Origin of the sequence: Marinobacter sp. UBA3604 (assembly GCF_002375325.1) — a bacterium.
Taxonomy (GTDB): Bacteria; Pseudomonadota; Gammaproteobacteria; order Pseudomonadales; family Oleiphilaceae; genus Marinobacter; species Marinobacter salarius.
In genome coordinates, this window is sequence record NZ_DFMB01000037.1 from 26,654 (window position 1) to 44,576 (window position 17,923).

At 58.4% G+C, this 17,923-nt stretch carries 16 protein-coding genes and 1 tRNA gene; 10 read left to right on the forward strand and 7 right to left on the reverse strand.

What is annotated here, in order from left to right; genetic code table 11:
• Positions 1-152: 152 nt before the first annotated feature.
• The gene (locus B2590_RS10815; RefSeq protein ID WP_221886044.1) at positions 153-827 is read right to left on the reverse strand and encodes a MerR family transcriptional regulator; all 675 of its coding nucleotides are present in this window, start codon (positions 825-827) and stop codon (positions 153-155) included.
• A gap of 163 nt (positions 828-990) precedes the next feature.
• Between B2590_RS10815 and merT the strand changes: the two genes are divergently transcribed.
• The 4 genes from merT to merR all read left to right on the forward strand — a co-directional run bounded on the left by merT (position 991) and on the right by merR (position 3,604).
• On the forward strand, positions 991-1,353 hold the full coding sequence (gene merT / locus B2590_RS10820; protein WP_199448944.1) for a mercuric ion transporter MerT: 363 nt from the start codon (positions 991-993) through the stop codon (positions 1,351-1,353).
• Positions 1,354-1,366: 13 nt separating this feature from the next.
• The gene (merP, locus tag B2590_RS10825) at positions 1,367-1,663 is read left to right on the forward strand and encodes a mercury resistance system periplasmic binding protein MerP (protein WP_199448943.1); all 297 of its coding nucleotides are present in this window, start codon (positions 1,367-1,369) and stop codon (positions 1,661-1,663) included.
• A 5-nt stretch (positions 1,664-1,668) separates the two neighbouring features.
• A complete protein-coding gene (gene merA / locus B2590_RS10830) occupies positions 1,669-3,072 on the forward strand; it encodes a mercury(II) reductase (protein ID WP_199448942.1) in 1,404 nt (467 codons plus the stop codon).
• 97 nt (positions 3,073-3,169) lie between these two features.
• Positions 3,170-3,604 (forward strand): Hg(II)-responsive transcriptional regulator, encoded by a 435-nt coding sequence (gene merR, locus B2590_RS10835; RefSeq protein WP_036206363.1) that lies wholly within the window; start codon positions 3,170-3,172, stop codon positions 3,602-3,604.
• A 22-nt stretch (positions 3,605-3,626) separates the two neighbouring features.
• Here the strand turns inward: merR and B2590_RS10840 are convergent.
• Positions 3,627-3,703, reverse strand: a tRNA-Arg gene (locus B2590_RS10840).
• 87 nt (positions 3,704-3,790) lie between these two features.
• Here B2590_RS10840 and B2590_RS10845 point away from each other — a divergent pair.
• Genes B2590_RS10845 through B2590_RS10855 form a run of 3 tightly spaced genes read left to right on the forward strand, consistent with a single transcriptional unit; the run spans position 3,791 to position 5,550 of the window.
• Entirely contained in the window at positions 3,791-4,159 is a 369-nt protein-coding gene (locus B2590_RS10845) for a DUF488 domain-containing protein (RefSeq protein WP_075194573.1), read from the forward strand.
• Positions 4,160-4,184: 25 nt separating this feature from the next.
• On the forward strand, positions 4,185-4,928 hold the full coding sequence (locus B2590_RS10850; protein ID WP_227664155.1) for a TIGR04283 family arsenosugar biosynthesis glycosyltransferase: 744 nt from the start codon (positions 4,185-4,187) through the stop codon (positions 4,926-4,928).
• Positions 4,912-5,550 (forward strand): TIGR04282 family arsenosugar biosynthesis glycosyltransferase, encoded by a 639-nt coding sequence (locus tag B2590_RS10855; RefSeq protein WP_075194574.1) that lies wholly within the window; start codon positions 4,912-4,914, stop codon positions 5,548-5,550. Before B2590_RS10850 ends, B2590_RS10855 begins: the two co-directional genes overlap by 17 nt.
• 7 nt (positions 5,551-5,557) lie before the next feature.
• On the opposite strand, the gene B2590_RS10860 is transcribed toward B2590_RS10855, so the two are convergent.
• A complete protein-coding gene (locus B2590_RS10860; protein WP_075194575.1) occupies positions 5,558-8,410 on the reverse strand; it encodes an insulinase family protein in 2,853 nt (950 codons plus the stop codon).
• A gap of 24 nt (positions 8,411-8,434) precedes the next feature.
• Positions 8,435-8,734, reverse strand: a complete 300-nt coding sequence (locus tag B2590_RS10865; protein WP_007151678.1) for a hypothetical protein — start codon at positions 8,732-8,734, stop codon at positions 8,435-8,437.
• A 401-nt stretch (positions 8,735-9,135) separates the two neighbouring features.
• Between B2590_RS10865 and B2590_RS10870 the strand changes: the two genes are divergently transcribed.
• A complete protein-coding gene (locus tag B2590_RS10870) occupies positions 9,136-11,121 on the forward strand; it encodes an SDR family oxidoreductase (RefSeq protein WP_075194576.1) in 1,986 nt (661 codons plus the stop codon).
• Between the two features lie 58 nt (positions 11,122-11,179).
• Here the strand turns inward: B2590_RS10870 and rnt are convergent, their stop codons facing one another.
• Both rnt and pyrC read right to left on the reverse strand, forming a co-directional pair.
• Positions 11,180-11,815, reverse strand: coding sequence for a ribonuclease T (rnt, locus tag B2590_RS10875; protein WP_036206941.1), 636 nt, complete (start codon positions 11,813-11,815; stop codon positions 11,180-11,182).
• A gap of 123 nt (positions 11,816-11,938) precedes the next feature.
• Positions 11,939-12,970 (reverse strand): dihydroorotase, encoded by a 1,032-nt coding sequence (gene pyrC / locus B2590_RS10880; protein ID WP_075194578.1) that lies wholly within the window; start codon positions 12,968-12,970, stop codon positions 11,939-11,941.
• Between the two features lie 166 nt (positions 12,971-13,136).
• On the opposite strand from pyrC, the gene B2590_RS10885 reads away from it, so the two are divergent.
• The gene (locus tag B2590_RS10885) at positions 13,137-14,060 is read left to right on the forward strand and encodes a flagellar protein MotY (protein ID WP_075194579.1); all 924 of its coding nucleotides are present in this window, start codon (positions 13,137-13,139) and stop codon (positions 14,058-14,060) included.
• Positions 14,061-14,077: 17 nt separating this feature from the next.
• On the opposite strand, the gene B2590_RS10890 is transcribed toward B2590_RS10885, so the two are convergent.
• Complete coding sequence (locus B2590_RS10890; protein WP_075194580.1) at positions 14,078-15,004, reverse strand: histone deacetylase family protein; 927 nt, start codon at positions 15,002-15,004, stop codon at positions 14,078-14,080.
• 172 nt (positions 15,005-15,176) lie between these two features.
• Here B2590_RS10890 and B2590_RS10895 point away from each other — a divergent pair, with 172 nt between their 5' ends.
• On the forward strand, positions 15,177-17,921 hold the full coding sequence (locus B2590_RS10895; RefSeq protein ID WP_036206438.1) for a GNAT family N-acetyltransferase: 2,745 nt from the start codon (positions 15,177-15,179) through the stop codon (positions 17,919-17,921).
• Positions 17,922-17,923: the final 2 nt, after the last annotated feature.

A 17,923-nucleotide genomic window follows, 5' to 3' on the forward strand; every position in this document is an offset into this window, starting at 1 on the left:
GTCGAAAACGATCTCTGAAGCCAAAGGCGTCACCGGGCCGGGATTTATTCCCGAAACTTTCGGCCCGGCCCCTACCCGCAGACCAAGGCTCAACGAAGGCCAGTAACCCGAGGCCGGCGGCCAGAGGCAAGGCCGCCGAGAATTCCAAGGGGTTATTCTGTCGTGTTCATGATGTTTGCGGAGTACCCCGCACCACGCACAGCCTCCGCAAGTTGTTCGTCCGAAATCCTTGATTCGTCAACTGCCACCCGGGCTTCACCGCTTTCATGGGAGACGGAACACCCCTTGACGCCGGTTTGCTGTTCGAGAACATGACGAACAATTTCCTCGCACCCACCGCAGTGCATGCCGCCGATTGAAAGCCTGATTGTCTGCATGTCTGTCTCCTCACTTATGATCGGCCCGCCTGTAGGCCCCGCATTCTGCTCCAGGGCGTCAAATATGGAACAACACTGCAACGGCCCCTGTCCGGGACAACAGTCCACAAGTGCCGCCAGCCCCTGGCGGATTCGCCGTAACTGGTCAATTTTCTGGTCTACGTCGTGCAGCTTTGCCATCGCCCGCTGGCGTACATCACTTGCGTCTGCCTGGTTGCTTTCGGCATCACGCAGCGCGAGCAGCTCAGCGATCTCACGCAGTGAGAAGCCCAGCTCTTGCGCTCGACGAATAAAATGCAATCGCTTTACCGTGGTGTCCGAGTAGATACGGTAACCACCCTCTCTGGGGCGTGGCGGCTGTTTGATGAGCTTGCGTCGCTCGTAAAAACGAACTGTCTCGACACCGACACCCACCACGTTAGCCACTTTGCCAATGGTCATGTCAGTCATGACGGCATCCTCACCTCGCGAATTCTCAGCTCACATTAGTGCCCGTACCACGGTACGGGGTCAAGAGTGCTGAACATTCCATAGGAGTGCAGGGCTTGACTCCGTAGCCGACTACGGAAGTATTTTGAAGATAGCCAGCAAAGTCATGAAAGGAACCGTCGTAATGTCAGAGTTGAAATCAGAGTCCAAATCCGGTCGCGGGTCTTTAGTCGCAGGCGGGGTCGCAGCAGTGCTCGCATCGGCCTGCTGTCTTGGCCCCCTGGTCCTGATCGCCCTTGGTGTTTCCGGTGCCTGGATCGGCAACCTGGCCGCTCTGGAGCCTTACCGGCCGTGGTTCATTGGTGCTGCTCTGGTGGCGATGGTCTTTGCCTGGCGTCGGATATACCGGCCTGCACAGGATTGCGAGCCGGGCGAGGTCTGCGCAGTACCGCAAGTGCGCACCGCTTACAAGATCACCTTCTGGATCGTCGCGTTGCTCGTACTGATCGCGTTGGCATTCCCTTTCGTCTTACCGCTATTTTACTGAGAGGCCATACATCATGAAAAAGTCCCTGATCACTGCCGTACTGTTTACGCTGTTCAGCCTGCCTGCCTTGGGGGTGCAAAAAACCGTGACCTTGTCGGTTCCCGGAATGACTTGTTCGGCTTGCCCGATCACCGTCAAAGCCGCTCTCAAGAGGGTCGATGGGGTGAGTTCTGTGCAGGTCCGTTATGAGGAGCGTGATGCGACGGTTACTTTCGACGATGACAAAACCTCTGTCGACGCAATAACTCAAGCCACGACCAACGCGGGCTACCCGTCCACACTGAAACAGTCCGGGGCGAAACAGGAGTAGTGTTTATGAGTGATAACGATCTGCACATTGCCGTGATTGGCAGTGGCGGCGCTGCCATGGCCGCCGCCTTGAAGTCGGCGGAACGCGGAGCCCGGGTGACGCTGATCGAGCGTGGCACCATCGGTGGCACTTGCGTCAATGTCGGCTGCGTGCCCTCGAAGATCATGATCCGCGCCGCTCACGTGGCCCACATGCGTCGCGCCAGTCCGTTCGACGAGGGCATTGCCGCGGTCGAGCCTTCTATTCACCGGCCCCGGTTACTGGCCCAGCAACAGGCCCGGGTCGATGAGCTTCGTCACGCGAAATATGAGGGGATTCTCGAAGACAATCCGGCGATCACTGTCCTGCAGGGTGAGGCCCGTTTTACCGACGCCAATACGCTGACAGTGACTGGAACCGACGGCACGGAACGCGAGGTACGCTTTGACAGAGCGTTCATTGGTACCGGTGCGGGGCCTACCATTCCCCCGGTTCCGGGCCTGTCCGATACGCCGTACTGGACGTCCACCACGGCACTGGCCAGCGACACCATTCCGGAACGGCTGGTTGTCATCGGGGCGTCCGTCGTGGCAGTGGAGCTGGCACAGGCGTTTGCCCGGCTGGGCAGCGAGGTGACCATCCTGGCGCGTAGCCGGCTGTTTTCCCGTGAGGACCCGGCTGTTGGCGAGGCCATTGAAACCGCGTTCCAGGCCGAGGGTATCAAGGTTCTGAATGACACGCAGGCGAGCCAGATCCGCTATACCAATGAGGAGTTCGTGCTCGCCACAAACGTGGGAGAGCTGCGCGCCGATCGGCTGCTGGTGGCCGTGGGACGCACACCGAATACAGACAGACTGAACCTGGAGGCTATCGGCGTCGAGACTGCCCGCGGGGCGATTTTAGTCGATGACGGTCTGCGTACCACCGTGCCCGACATCTATGCTGCTGGGGACTGCACCGACCAGCCGCAGTTTGTCTATGTCGCCGCCGCGGGTGGCAGTCGAGCAGCAGTCAATATGACCGGTGGTGATGCACGGCTCGATCTCAGTGCCATGCCGGAGGTGGTCTTTACCGAGCCACAGATTGCGACCGTCGGTTTATCCGAGGCCGACGCCGAGGCAAGTGGCTACGTCACCGACAGCCGTACCCTGACCCTCGACAACGTGCCACGGGCCCTGGTCAACTTTGATACCGGAGGCTTCATTAAAATGGTCGCGGAACGTGAAAGCGGGCGGTTACTGGGTGTGCAGTCCGTGGCGGGTGAGGCCGGCGAACTGATCCAGACCGCGGTGATGGCGCTTCGTGCGCGCATGACTGTCAACGAGATTGCCGATGAGCTGTTCCCGTACCTGACGATGGTAGAAGGTTTGAAGCTGTGCGCTCAAACGTTTACCAAGGATGTCAAGCAACTATCCTGCTGCGCGGGATAAGGCAAGGCAACCCTTGGATAGCATGGGCAAATGCTCTATTAGTGACCTTGTTTGATGACGTAAACTGATGCCGTAGTCAACTACGGAGTAAGCCCGCATGGTGAATAAAGTAAATCCACTGACCATCGGTGGGCTGGCCAAGGCGGCCGGTGTCCATGTCGAGACCATTCGCTATTACCAGCGGCGGGGCCTGTTGTCGGAACCCCAGCGTCCTCCCGGTGGGATCAGACGCTATGGTTCTGCCGATATCGATCGATTGACGTTCGTGAAATCGGCGCAGAACCTGGGCTTCAGTCTCGATGAGATTATCGACCTGCTTCGGCTGGAAGATGGTGCCCACTGCCAGGAAGCCAGTGTCCTGGCCGAGCACAAACTGCAGTCTGTGCGTGGAAAGATCAAAAAGCTGGTGAGGATTGAGAGTGTTCTGAGCGATATGGTCGCTCGATGTCATGAGCAAAAAGGGGACATCGCGTGCCCTCTCATTGCGTCATTGCACACCGGAATCAGCAAAGTCCCAGAGGCAGATCTCTAACCATATGATTTTATTGCTGGCATGGTACCCCCGGCAGGACTCGAACCTGCTACCTTCCCCTTAGGAGGGGGACGCTCTATCCAGATGAGCTACGGGGGCTGATCGTCAGAAGGCGGGTATGATAGCGGGCTGAGTGATGTGTCTCAAGGGCTTGCGGGAATACTTCCGGAATAGAAGGAGATCGCTATGACAGAAATTCGGTTGAAGCGTGCCTATGATGAACCGGCCCGTTCTGATGGTCCGAGGCTGTTGGTTGACCGGGTGTGGCCGAGAGGCGTTGCCAAGGAAAAGGCCAGTCTGGCCGAGTGGTTGAAGGATTTGGCCCCATCCACTGAATTGCGTAAGTGGTTTGGCCATGACCCGGCCCGATGGGACGGGTTTCGTGAAAAGTACCTGCAGGAACTGGCATCGTCCGATCGTGCGGACCTGTGCACTCTGGCATCCTACGTTGATAAGCACGAACGAATCACGCTGGTATTTGCAGCCAAGGATACAGATCATAATAATGCGGTAGCGTTGAAACAGTTTATTGAGGCGAGGCAGCTACCGGTTTGATCGGGCACAGGGGATACCAGGCGCATTGAAGACACCAGCACAGCACACTTCCAAGACACCGCCCCAGCCGTTGCGTTTAAGCGTTATTGTGCCTGTTTGGCAGGAAGCCGCCACCATTCGCGACACCCTGGATCATCTGCAGCCGCTCAGAGCGGCGGGCCATGAAGTCATTGTGGTGGACGGTGGCAGTGATGATGGAACAGCCAGGCTGGCGCAGGGTCATTGTGACCGTGTCATCCAGTGTGGCCGTGGAAGGGCGCCGCAAATGAACGCCGGCGCACAAGCAGCCCGTGGCGATGTCCTTCTGTTCCTGCACGCTGATACCCGTTTACCGGATTCTGCGCTGGCGGCACTGGAGCAATTTAATGCAAGCCGTAAGGCATGGGGGCGGTTTGATGTGCGTCTCAGCGGCAAGAGAGTGCTGTACCGGGTGATCGCCTGGTTCATGAATCAACGCTCCTGGCTGACGGGTATCGCTACTGGCGACCAGGCTCTGTTCGTGCGTCGGCCGGTGTTCGAGGCCTTGCGTGGCTTTGAAGAGATGCCGTTGATGGAGGATGTGGAACTATCGTCTCGTCTGAGACTGGTGTCACGACCTTTCCGTATTACCGATCCCGTGGTCACGGATAGCCGGCGCTGGGAACAGCAAGGTGCCTGGCGTACCATCCTGCTGATGTGGCGATTGCGCTGGCGCTATTGGCGCGGCGACTCGCCGGAAACCCTTGTTACCCTCTACCGGTCGGATGTTCGTAATGCCCGTCAATCCTGATGCTTCAGTGCTGGTTATGCAGTTTTCCAAGTGGCCGGAGGCGGGCAGGGTGAAAACCCGTCTGATGCCGGCACTGGGCGCCGAGGGCGCTATGGCGGCACACGTCAGGCTCAGTCTGGCCGTGCTCGATAATCTGGTGGCCAGTGGTTATACCGTCCAGTTCCTGTGGGACCGGGCGCTGGAGAATGCGCCCACGGGTGCTGCTCCTGTACTGGAACGGCTTGACGTTCACGGCGTTGCTCAGGCTGTACAGGAGGGCGACATCCTTGGGGAACGCATGTCACAGGCACTGGACGCAGGGTTGCGTGGCTTTGGCAAGGCGATGATTGTGGGCAGTGATTGCCCCTCCGTGGATGCGGACTACGTGCGAACAGCCGTGGCTGCGCTGGACGAGGTGGACGTGGTACTGGGGCCGTCGGAGGACGGCGGCTATGTACTCATCGGTGCTCGCCGGGTCCTCCCGGGCATGCTGGCCGACGTGGCCTGGGGAACGGAAAAGGCGTTGTCGCAAACCTGTGACCGCCTTACGCAAGCGGGTTTGTCATTCAGGTTGCTTCCGCAACGATGGGACGTGGATGAACCCGAAGACTGGCACCGGTTCACGGGCCAGTCCTCAGGTTGAGAGCTGATCAGGCGTCGGGAACAGCGCTGCGTTGCAGCAACAGCTCAACCGCGCTGGCGTTGTTTTTTGCCTCGGCTGTAGTGAACACCTGCAGTGCCTGTTTACGGTCAATGACCTGCTTTTGCAAAGTATTAACCAGGGCTTCCCGGCTCACGCGTTGTATCGCCTTGGCCAGTTTCTCCCTTGATTTGAAGTCGGTCGCGCCGCGGTCGATTTCACGCCAGTAACGCTCCGAAATCTCACCAAGTTGCCGATCCTGTTCCATCAGTTGGCTGATGACAGCCTGTTTCTCTCGCGCCAGGTCCTGCTCCGAGAGGTTGGATAACGTGTCCTTGAAAGCCTTGGAAAATTCCCGCACCGCTTGGTCGATCTGGTCGCCACTGGCTTCCGGGGATTGCACCACGAAGCCCAGCGCCGGGGTTTCCAGCATTTCGAACGGGGTAGCGTAAACGATATAGCCAAGCTGGCGATTGGTGCGGAGCTCTTCATAGAACGGGCTGCTGATAATCTGCCCCAGCAGGCGGAATACGGCGCGTTCCTCAAAGCCGGTGTTATCGCCCTGTACATAGAGGGTATAGCCGGTGTCCGGATGGTCTACCTCCAGCGGTAACAGGGTTTCACCTTCCGGTAAGGCCCGAACGCGGCTGCGCTCGACCGTTGTCAGCTCACTGTCGTCCAGCACCATGGCATGGATACGATTGGTGAGGTTAAGGGCGGACGCTTGTGTCATATTGCCGTGTGCCAGCATCACCGGGTCGACCTGGGCCAGGAACGCCTCGGCGAAGGATTTGAGTTCATCCAGCGTGACTTCCCGGGCGGCCTTAAGCTTCTCTTCTGTACTCCAGGCGCCCTCGATCAGCAGGCTCTGAATGCGTTCAGAGGTCTGCTGCACAGGCCGTTCCTTGGCCTTGTTTAGCAGTCCATCGATCATGTTTTGCCGGGCAATGCGGAAGCGTTGCTCGGTGAGTGTGGGGTCCGCTACCTGGGTCAGGATGCGGGCCATCAGGGTGTGGAGTTTGTCACTGTAACCGCCGACGCGGACGGTTATGCCCCGAAGGTGGGGGTAGATGCTGTAGTCGAGTCCCGCCAGCTGGGCGGGATAGGCCCATGCGTTCACGTTGGTGTTGATGGCATCCACCAACAGCGACGACAGCACATTGCTGCGAGCGGATGCCCGTGTCGCCGGGGTTCGCAGGCTTAGGTACACATTGGCCTTCGGCGTCTCGAACCGGGTGTCCCGGGCGTACCAGACCTCCATGCCACTGACGGTCCCCATGGAAACGGGCTGCTCCATGGTTGCGCCGTCGATCATGTCGAGTTCTTCGGGAATAAAAGGGTTGTCGAGCGGCAGGGCCAGCCTGGACACCATGGGGTTGTCGTCCCGTTGCCGAATGTCCCGGATGGCGAGGGGCTTCAGTTTCCAGGCGGCGTCGTACCACTGGGTCAGGTTGGGGTCTTCAAGGTTCGGTTCTGTTTCCAGGACGGACACCAGCACGTTATCCGGAGTAAGCCGGTTCAGAATGTTCCGGTATTTATCGGGTGCATAGCTTTCCATCATCCATGGCGCCTGGAGTACGTCCTCTGGCGCCACATGCCGCATCTGTCGCGACAGATGCATCACTTCCTGCACTGGCTGGCTCTTCTCACGGAAACGGAAATCGATCTGTGCCAGTTGTTTCATTTCTTCGAAACGAGAGCGGGAAATGCCTTCCTCGCGCACCTTGTCGATGTAGGCAAAGGTCAGTTCCAGAATGGTTTCCTGATTATCAAGGCCCTCCGGGGTCAGCGCCATGTTCAGTTCCAGGGTGGCTTCCTGGCCGGTATCCATGCCGCTACCTGCGGACAGGCTTTCCACCAGGCCAGCCTTCTTCAGCACGTCAAACAGGCTGCCCGGGCCTTCGTGGCCAAGCAGGCTGGCAACGTAGTTGGCCGGCTTGTCGCGGTAGTGGTCTTCCTGAGACGGGATGGGGAAGGTGAGCGTCAGGTTGCGGATATCCTTCAGCGCATCCGCATGCACGCGGGCGGGTAGGGTGCCTGGGCTGAACAGTGGCTCGTCGTGGACCTTCGCGTTCAGGTTGCGGTTTTCGATGCGGTCGAAGCGGCCTCGTACCATGGCCTCGAGCTGATCCAGCGATTGCGGGCCGTAGACGGCAAGCGTCATCAGGTTGGACGAGTAATGGGCTTTCCAGAAGTCGATCAGGTCCGGGCGCAGGGGGCGCTCTTCGGTGTTTTCCAGGGTAGTCAGGTTACCGACGGCAAACTGATGGAACGCGTGGTCGGGATTGCTGACGGCCTTTTTAACGGAGTAGAAGCGACGGCTGTCGTCTTTCTGTTTCGAGCTGTACTCCGAGTGCACGGCGCGGCGTTCGCGATCCACCAGTTCTGGCGTGAACAGTGGCGCTGAAAATTGCTCGGCGAAGCGATCCAGGGCTTCCTTCAGATGCTCGGCCTGTACGTCGAAGAAGTAGTTGGTGTCCTGGAATGCGGTGAATGCGTTGTGACTGCCACCATGGCTTTTGATGAACTTCTGGTACTCGCCAGGGTCAGGGTATTTTTCCGTGCCCAGGAACAACATGTGTTCAAGGAAGTGAGAGAGGCCTTCGCGGTTGGCGGGGTCATCGCCACTGCCGACGGCAACGTTCATGGATGCTGCGGCTTTGTCGGAGCCCGGCGCGGAAATCAGAAGCACCCGCAGTTGGTTGTCCAACTGCACATAACGGTACAGGTTGTCGTCGTTCGGGCTTTTTACGGGCGACTGGCTCGCCAGGGCAACCGAACTGAAGGCCAGTACCAGCGCCAGGAGAAATCCTTGCTTCAGGCCAAGGAAACCTTGGGCAAATCCATGGATGCCAGGGTGCATACAGTCTCTCTTTACGTTGAAACGTTAATGAATCAGGGCGTTACGGGTACTTTCCGGTTGTTGATCCAGGGTTTTCTTCGCCAGGCTGGCGGCTGCATCGGCATCGAGTTGGCCAGAGGCGATGCGCTCAAGAACTGTCCCCATCACCGCAACGGACTGGCGATAATCCGCAAATTCGGCCTGAAAGGCGTGATCAATGGCCTGATACACCGCCTGGATTTTCTGTTCCCGGGTGCCGGCGTCGGCGGCTGTGTCGTTGATGGCCTTCAGACAGGCACGTGCAATGGCAATGTAGCGTTCAGCGTTGGGATCGTCTTTGTGCATGTTCCGGATTCCGAAGTGCGGGAAATGTAGAAAGTGTGTAAAGAGTATAGAGACAGAAACTGCCGTTGAAGGTTCCGATTATGTCACCGCCACCGTCAGGTTTCATTTCCTTCCGGTAATGGTAAGGATTTGCGGGCAGCCTGCCCACCTTGTGCTAGTCTCAATTTCAGCGTGTCGGTTAACCGAACAGGTTCCGGCGTGTATTGCATGCATGAACTAGAGTAAACGCTCTAATTAAAACAAGAACTTACAGAGTAAATACTCTAAAAAAAATCGATACATGAGTGTTGCAATTAAGTACAATGCCGGCGTGCATCGGCGGTATAAGACTTTGGTCTAATACTCTCGATGACAACAAAGGAAAAAGACAACAACTGAGCAACAAGCAGGGTGGACTATCAATGAATTACTTTCTGACGGGTGGCACCGGATTTATCGGCCGTTTTCTCGTTGAAAAACTGCTGGCTCGCGGTGGCACAGTGCATGTTCTGGTGCGCGAGCAATCACAGGAAAAACTGGACACGTTGAGGGAGCGCTGGGGCGCGGATGAGTCCAGGGTGAAAGCAGTGATCGGCGACCTTACCAGCCCGAACCTGGGCATCGATGCCAAGACGATGAAATCGCTCAAGGGTAACGTTGATCATTTCTTCCACCTTGCTGCGGTGTATGACATGGGGGCGGACGAAAAGTCCCAGCAGGCCACGAACATCGAGGGCACCCACAGTGCCGTCAATGCGGCAGCCGCTATGGAAGCCGGTTGCTTCCATCATGTTTCCTCCATCGCGGCGGCTGGCCTGTTCAAGGGCACCTTCCGCGAGGATATGTTCGAGGAGGCGGAAAAGCTCGACCATCCCTACCTGCTGACCAAGCACGAATCTGAAAAGGTGGTTCGCGAGAGTTGCACCGTTCCGTTCCGGATTTACCGCCCTGGTATGGTGGTTGGTCACTCAAAGACCGGTGAGATGGACAAGGTCGACGGGCCCTATTACTTCTTCAAGATGATCCAGAAAATCCGCCACGCACTGCCCCAGTGGGTGCCGACGATCGGCATCGAGGGCGGGCGCCTGAACATCGTGCCGGTGGATTTCGTGGTGAACGCCATGGACCACATCGCGCACCTGAAAGGGGAGGACGGTAACTGCTTCCATCTGGTGGATTCCGATCCGTACAAAGTGGGCGAGATTCTCAATATTTTCTCCGAAGCCGGTCATGCTCCCCGTATGGCGATGCGGATCGACTCGCGCATGTTCGGGTTTGTGCCGCCGTTTATCCGCCAGAGCCTGAAGAATCTGCCGCCCGTTAAGCGTCTGACTACCGCATTGCTGGACGACATGGGCATTCCGCCTTCGGTGTTGTCGTTTATCAATTATCCCACACGGTTTGACGCCCGTGAGACAGAAAGAGTCCTCAAGGACACCGGTATCGTCGTGCCGCGCCTGGAAAGCTATGCAGCGGTTCTGTGGGACTTCTGGGAGCGTAACCTGGACCCTGACCTGTTCAAGGACCGCACCCTACGTGGCACCGTGGAAGGAAAGGTCTGTGTGATCACCGGTGGTACCTCCGGTATCGGTCTGGCGACAGCCGAAAAACTGGCGGATGCCGGCGCTATCCTGGTGATTGGCGCGCGCAAGAAAGAACGCCTGATGGAGGTGGCTGCTGAACTGGAAGCCCGAGGCGGCAACGTTCATGCCTACCAATGTGACTTTGCCGACATGGATGACTGCGACCGGTTCGTGAAAACGGTGCTGGACAATCACGGCCATGTGGACGTATTGGTCAATAACGCAGGCCGTTCCATCCGTCGCTCACTGGCGCTCTCGTTCGACCGTTTCCACGATTTCGAGCGTACCATGCAGCTGAACTACTTCGGCTCCGTTCGCCTGATCATGGGTTTTGCTCCGGCTATGTTGGAGCGTCGTCGCGGGCACGTGGTCAATATCTCATCCATCGGTGTGTTGACCAACGCGCCCCGTTTCTCGGCCTATGTCGCGTCCAAGTCAGCGCTGGATACCTTCAGCCGTTGTGCGGCGGCGGAGTGGTCGGATCGCAACGTGACCTTCACCACCATCAACATGCCGTTGGTGAAAACGCCGATGATCGCGCCCACCAAAATCTACGACTCGGTGCCCACGCTGACACCGGACGAAGCGGCGGAAATGGTGGCAGACGCCATCGTGTACCGTCCCAAGCGCATCGCCACGCGTCTGGGCATTTTTGCCCAGGTCATGCAGGCGCTGGCGCCGAAGATGGGCGAGATCGTGATGAACACGGGTTACCGCATGTTCCCGGACTCTCCGGCCGCTGCCGGCAGCCGTTCCGGCGAGAAGCCGAAGGTGTCCTCCGAGCAGGTGGCCTTTGCGGCGATCATGCGGGGTATTTACTGGTAGTATTGCCCTTGGAGATCAAAAAAACCCCGCTTCGCGCGGGGTTTTTTGTGGCTGTCTATCAAGGTGCCTCTTCTGTGTCGTCCGGTATGGGCGGCGGTGGGAAGCCACCGATTTCGCGCCAGCGGTTGACGATGCCACAGAACAGATCTGCGGTTTTCTCTGCGTCATAGGCGGCCGAGTGCGCTTCCTTGTTGCTGAACGGAATGCCCGCCAGCTTGCAGGCTTGCGCCAGTACGGTATGGCCGTAGGCCAGGCCAGCTAGCGTTGCCGTGTCGAAGGTGGAAAACGGATGAAACGGGTTGCGGCGGATGTCTGAACGCAGGGCAGCGGCGAACACAAAGTTGTGGTCGAAGGTTGCGTTGTGGCCAACGAGCACGGCTCGTTTGCAATCGTGGGCTTTGACCGCCTTGCGGATGGGCCCGAAAATCTCGCTCATGCCTTCTCGTTCCGGAACGGCTTCCCGCTCCGGGTTCCACGGGTCGATACCGGTGAAGTCCAGCGCAGACTGCTCCAGGTTGGCGCCCTCGAAGGGGTCGATCTGCTGAACGTGGGTTTCAGCCCGCTTCAACCAGCCGTCCTCATCCATTGTCAGTATGACCGCAGCGATCTCCAGCAGGGCGTCCTTCTCAGGATTGAAGCCGCCGGTTTCCACATCCACCACAACCGGCAGGAAACCACGGAAGCGGCGGGACATGGGATGCGGTTCTTTATGTTCTTCAGTCACTTAAACTCCTGGAGTCTCTGGCCAGGGTTGCCGGCCTGGTACACAAATGATTGATAAGGAACGATTAACAGGGAACGGTTGGTCGGCTGATGTTCAGACAAGCCGCCATCTCAGGCTTTCGCCGGCCTTCAAAGGCACGATGGTACCGTCAGCCAGGGGCAGTTCGTCGGGCATCTCCCAGGATTCTTTCACTAGCGTGATGGTATCGCTGTTTCTGGGCAGGCCATAGAAATCGGCGCCATTAAAGCTGGCAAAGGCCTCCAGTTTGTCCAGCACACCCAGGTCTTCGAAAATCTCCGCATACAGGGGCATGGCGCTGAACGCTGAATAGCAGCCGGCGCAGCCACAGGCGGTTTCTTTCTTGTCTTTCGAGTGCGGCGCAGAATCCGTTCCCAGGAAGAAGCGGCGGTCTCCGCTGACCACTGCATCCCTTAACGCCTGTTGGTGCCGGTTGCGTTTGAGGATGGGCAGACAATACAGGTGAGGGCGAATGCCGCCGACCAGCATGTGGTTGCGGTTGTACATCAGATGTTGCGGCGTGATGGTGGCACCCAGATTGTCACCGTCATGGTCACGCACGAATTCGGCTGAATCGGCGGTGGTGATGTGCTCCAGAACCACCCGCAAATCCGGAAACGCCTCCATGGTCGGCGCCAGTACGCGCTTGAGGAAGATCTTTTCCCGGTCGAAGATGTCGATCTCTGCGTCGGTGACTTCGCCGTGGACCAGCAACAGCATGCCGCAGTCACTCATGGCCTCCAGTACCGGATAAATGTTGCGGATGTCGGTCACACCGGATGCGGAGTTGGTGGTGGCGCCAGCCGGGTACAGTTTGGCGGCAATCACGCCCGCAGCCTTGGCATCCCTGATTTGCGCAGGCGTAGTGGTTTCTGTGAGGTACAGCGTCATCAGCGGGTCGAACCCGGTGTCGCCGGCTGCGGCCAGTATCCTGCTACGGTAAGCCATGGCCTGTTCGGCTTCCGTCACCGGTGGCGCCAGGTTTGGCATGATGATGGCGCGGCCAAAGCAACGGGCGGTGGCGGGTACGACGTCCTTGAGAATGTCGCCGTCCCGCACGTGGAGGTGCCAGTCGTCAGGACGGGTGATGATCAGTTGTTCGGTCATTTACGGTTCCGGGATCTGCTGGGGCCCGTCAAACGTGAACCCCTGAAAGAAAAAATCTGGCGAAATTATATCAGAAGCCGACAGCGATTGTTTTGGCGGGCGTCCTAAAGAAAGACTGACTTCGGCCGTTACGAGGGTAGTGAATCTTTTCTGACGGATGGATGGTATGGCACGAATTTCCGCCTTCCTGCGTGGTGCAGTGGTTTCCAGTGCGATTGGTGCACTGACGGCAGGCTCTGTTGCGGTGCAGGCCGCCACCTTTGGCGCGGGTATCGAGAACAGCCAGTGGTACCTGTCGGAGTCCGTATTCGAGTGTACTTTAGTGCATCAGGTTCCGGGCTACGGCCGTGCCGTATTCCGCCACAAGGCGGGTGAGTCGCTGTCCTTCTTTCTGGAGTCGGAAACGCCGCTCATGCGTCCTGGTCAGGCTCAGTTGGTGATGGAAGCGCCGTCATGGCGCCCGGGAACCGCCCCCCGTCCCCTTGGTCGGGTTAACGTGGACGACAGTCGTCGGCCGCTGATGCTCGAGTCACGCCTCGCCATGGTGCTTGTCCAGAGCCTGCTGGAGGGGATGGACCCAACGGTTACGCGTGAGTCCTGGTACGACGGCAGCCTGGTTCGGGTGAAAGTGTCCAACATTAACTTTGCGGGCCAGTTCTCTGGTTATCGAAGCTGCACCGCCGGCCTGTTGCCGGTCAACTACGATCAGATCAAGCGGTCCCGCATTTCCTTTGCGTCAGGCAGCACCAGCCTGTCTGAAGCTGACCGTCGGTTTCTCGACAACATTGTGATGTACATCCAGGCAGATTCCACGGTGGAAAGGGTGTTCGTGGATGGGCATACCGACAGCAGCGGTAGCCGTATCGACAATCGCGCGTTGTCCGAAGAGCGGGCCAATGCGGTGGCGGATTACCTGATCGGGCAGGGCATTGATGCTGATCTCGTGACCACCAGGGCCCATGCGGACCAATACCCGGTATCACGCCGCGCGGCAGACAACCGGCGCACCACAATTCGCCTTCAGCGGGAAGGCGAACGGCCGGACCTGCAGCAAGCCAATGGCTACGAGGCCGCAACGCCAAATACCTGACATTGCGCGCGGCAATCTCAGTGGATGGCGTTGAGCACCTCAAGGTGAGCGTTGACACTCTCGGCCAGCGCCCTCAAATGATAGCCACCCTCCAGGGTTGAGACAATACGGTCGTTGGCATGGTCGCTGGCCACGCTGGTGATCATTTCCGTCAACCAGCGGTAATCCTCTACTTCCAGGTTCAGCTCCGCCATCGGGTCCAGTCGGTGGCCGTCAAAGCCGGCGGAGACTAGCACCAGTTGCGGGCGGAAGTCCTGCAGCCGTTTCAGCCACGCTGCTTCCACGATCTTCCGGTACTCGTCTGCCGGAGTGCCTGCCTGGATGGGCGTATTGATGATGTTTTCCGCCTGGCGATGCACGTGGGAATGTGGGTAGAACGGATGCTGGAAACTGGAACACATCAGGATGCGTTCATCACCGCCCACGATATCCACCGTGCCGTTGCCCTGGTGTACGTCAAAATCAATAATCGCTACCCGCTCCAACTGGTGAAAGTTCAACGCCCGCATGGCGGCCAGCGCGATGTTGTTGTAGAAGCAGAAGCCCATGGATTTACTGCGTTCGGCATGGTGCCCGGGTGGCCTGGCGCACACAAACGCGTTGGTGAGCTGGCTGCTGAGCACCATATCGACCGCTTCAATGCTGGCGCCAGCGGCAAGTCGGGCGGCTCTCAGGGTGTCCGGCATCATGGCGGTATCGGGGTCGGTATACACCCGTCCCCTGGTGGGCTGCATCAGATCAAGTTGGTTCAGATAGCGTTCGGGGTGCACGGTCTGCAACTGGTCCCGGGTGGCTTCGTCAGGTCGCACCCAGTCGAGATCTTGCCCCAGGCCGGTGTCGGCCAGGTAACTGGTGATGGCTGCCAGTCGCTCGGGGCACTCAGGGTGCTCCGCCCCCATATTGTGTTTCATGCAGTCGTCGTGAGAGAAGAATCCCGTTGTCATACTGGTCCCGAACACTCTGGTTGTGCTTGTATTTTGTCCGATATTATCAGGGATAGACCGGGCTTTCTGCGTTTCTTTGGTCTTATGGCGGAGATAGCCGTTTTACATCGTCAGGCAAGCGCCTAAGATAAGGTGTACACACGCCCGGTCGACTCGAATCAAGGAGTGAAACTTGAGCACCCGTTATCTGGAAAGCCTTTTCAACCCGTCTTCTATTGTGGTGATCGGCGCCTCGGAACGGGCAGACAACCTCGGTGGCATGGTTCTGCGGAACCTACTCGGTGGTGGTTATCCCGGCCAGTTGATGGTGGTTAACCAGAACGATTACGACAACGTCCACGGCGTACCCTGCGTCAAGAAAGTATCCCGCATGGGGTTCAGCCCCGATCTGGCGATTATCTGTACCCCTCCGGATACCGTGCCGAAGATGATCAAGCGACTGGGCGAGGCAGGCGTCCGCACGGCTATTGTGATGACCGGCGGCATGTCCAGGAGCCACAGTAAAACCGGTCAGCCATTAATGTATTCGGTTCGCGATGCTGCGCGGGAGACCGGCATACGCGTGCTTGGCCCCAATACTATTGGGCTGATGGTGCCAGCCCGCAGCCTGAACGCCACCTACGCCCACATGGGCGCCATTCCCGGCAAGGTGGCGTTCGTGGGCCAGTCCGGCACCATCGCCAGTTCGGTAATCGACTGGGCGTTCGCCCGGGGTGTGGGTTTCTCATACTTCCTGACACTGGGCGATGGGATGGATATCGATCACGACGACCTGATTGATTATCTGGCCCAGGACAGCCAGACCCGAGCAATATTGCTGCACATTGAGAATATTCCCAATCCACGCCGCTTCATGTCCGCCGTACGTGTGGCTTCCCGCACCAAGCCGGTGATTGCCGTGAAAAGCGGCCGTGTGCCGGAATCGGAATGGTTCCCCCACGAGCTGCCCGCCGGGCTGACCCAGAGTGACCCCATATACGATGCTATGTTGCAGCGTGCCGGTGTGCTGCGAGTGGATGGGTTGGGGCAGATGTTTGATGCGCTGGAAACGCTGACACGAATGCGTCCCCTGCGGCGGGAAACACTGGCCATTATGGCCAACGGCGTTGGCCCTGGGGTACTGGCGGTAGACCGGTTGGCGTATCTGGGTGGTGAACTGGCAAAGTTGTCGGGCAAGTCGATCGATTCACTGGCGGAACTGCTGCCACCGTACTGGACCCGAAAGAATCCTATCGACCTCGGTTACGCCGCCTCACCGGAGCTCTACGCCAAAGCAATCAAGATTCTTGCCAAAGACCCGGAAGTGGCCAACGTTCTCGTGATGTACGCGCCCAGCCTGACCGAGGACAGCCTGCGGATTGCCGATGCGGTGGTTCAGGCTACCAAGGGCACGCGCTTGAACGTCTTCACCTGCTGGTTGGGGCAAAGTACGGTGCTGGATGCCCGCGATGAGTTTTATCGGGCGGGCTTACCGTCGTTCTTCAACCCTGAGAAGGCCGTTATGGCGTTCATGCAGCACGTGCGACACCAGCGCGTGCAACGGTTGCTGACCGAAACGCCGGAGTCCTTTACCGACCACCTGGCCGACCATACCCAAACACGGCGTATCGTCGTGAATGCCATTCGCTCCGGTCGGGCGCACCTGTCCAACCAGGAAGCCCGCGACGTGATCCGGAATTACGGCATTAATGCCGTCGAGACCATGTATTGCGACGATATGGAGGAAGTGCTGGAGGTCTTCGCCGTGGAGCGTCGTCCGGTGGACATCACGCTGATCCATGAACAGGCCTGTCATCCGCTTGTGGAACTCAGCCCCGGACAGCGCCGTTACAAGGGCACGGTTCAGAAACTGAACAGTGAGGGGGCGATTATGGATTCCTGTCGCTTCCTGATGGACGAATACCAGAAACATTACCCTGACAGCGGTTTTCTGGGTTTTGCGGTGCAACGTTCCTACCAGCACGTCGGTGGCATCGAGTTCAGTGTGGGGATCACCCGGGACAAGTTGTTTGGGCCGCTGGTAGTCTGCGGCGCCTCGGGGGCGCATATCAACGTAATGACGGATCGACAGATTGCGTTGCCGCCGTTGAATATGGTGCTGGCCAGGGAGCTATTGCGGCGTACCTACATGTACAAGTTGCTGAAAGAACACAGCCTGAAGCCCGAGGAGGACATTCGCGCGGTCTCGGAAACCCTGGTGACTCTGTCCCAGATTGTGATCGATATTCCGGAGATTCGCGGGCTGGAGATCTCACCGCTGTTGTTCAACGACCAGGGCACGGTTGCGGTGAACGTGGCGATCGACCTGGCGGACAAGCCGGGGCGGCCGATTATCCAGCCGTACCCCAGGGAGCTGGAGGAGTGGATCGTGCTGCCGAAGTCCGGGCGCCGTGTCATCATTCGCCCGGTGCTGGCGGAAGACGAACCGGCGCACCGTGCGTTTCATGAACTCCAGTCCCCGGAGTCCATCCGTTACCGTTTTTTCCAGTACCGCAAGCACTTCTCCCGTGAAGACGTGGCCCAAATGGTGCAAATCGACTACGACCGGGAAATGGTCTTTATTGCCAATGCGCCAAGGGAGGACGGCGAGGGGGAGGAGACCCTGGGAACGGTGCGAACCTGGACCGATGCCGACAACCTGCGCTGTGAGTTCGCGGTGATGGTGCACGACAGGATGAAAGGCGAGGGACTGGGTGTGGCCCTGATGCAGAAGATGATCGACTATTGCCGTGCCAAGGGCACGGTGGAGATGGTGGGTGATGTGTTACCGGACAATCGTCCGATGCTGCAACTGGCTGAGCATCTGGGCTTCGAGATCCACTACAACACGGAAGAGGAAGTAATGGACCTGACGCTGGTACTGAACGAGCCGGAGAAGGATTGGCAGCGGGAACGCCTGGAACAGACGTCCCACTGAAT

Coding starts and splice junctions, on each gene's coding strand:
- B2590_RS10815 (WP_221886044.1), bottom strand. CDS start 827: ATGACTGACATGACCATTGGCAAAGTGGCTAACGTGGTGGGTGTCGGT.
- merT (WP_199448944.1), top strand. CDS start 991: ATGTCAGAGTTGAAATCAGAGTCCAAATCCGGTCGCGGGTCTTTAGTC.
- merP (WP_199448943.1), top strand. CDS start 1,367: ATGAAAAAGTCCCTGATCACTGCCGTACTGTTTACGCTGTTCAGCCTG.
- merA (WP_199448942.1), top strand. CDS start 1,669: ATGAGTGATAACGATCTGCACATTGCCGTGATTGGCAGTGGCGGCGCT.
- merR (WP_036206363.1), top strand. CDS start 3,170: ATGGTGAATAAAGTAAATCCACTGACCATCGGTGGGCTGGCCAAGGCG.
- B2590_RS10845 (WP_075194573.1), top strand. CDS start 3,791: ATGACAGAAATTCGGTTGAAGCGTGCCTATGATGAACCGGCCCGTTCT.
- B2590_RS10855 (WP_075194574.1), top strand. CDS start 4,912: ATGCCCGTCAATCCTGATGCTTCAGTGCTGGTTATGCAGTTTTCCAAG.
- B2590_RS10860 (WP_075194575.1), bottom strand. CDS start 8,410: ATGCACCCTGGCATCCATGGATTTGCCCAAGGTTTCCTTGGCCTGAAG.
- B2590_RS10865 (WP_007151678.1), bottom strand. CDS start 8,734: ATGCACAAAGACGATCCCAACGCTGAACGCTACATTGCCATTGCACGT.
- B2590_RS10870 (WP_075194576.1), top strand. CDS start 9,136: ATGAATTACTTTCTGACGGGTGGCACCGGATTTATCGGCCGTTTTCTC.
- rnt (WP_036206941.1), bottom strand. CDS start 11,815: ATGTCCCGCCGCTTCCGTGGTTTCCTGCCGGTTGTGGTGGATGTGGAA.
- pyrC (WP_075194578.1), bottom strand. CDS start 12,970: ATGACCGAACAACTGATCATCACCCGTCCTGACGACTGGCACCTCCAC.
- B2590_RS10885 (WP_075194579.1), top strand. CDS start 13,137: ATGGCACGAATTTCCGCCTTCCTGCGTGGTGCAGTGGTTTCCAGTGCG.
- B2590_RS10890 (WP_075194580.1), bottom strand. CDS start 15,004: ATGACAACGGGATTCTTCTCTCACGACGACTGCATGAAACACAATATG.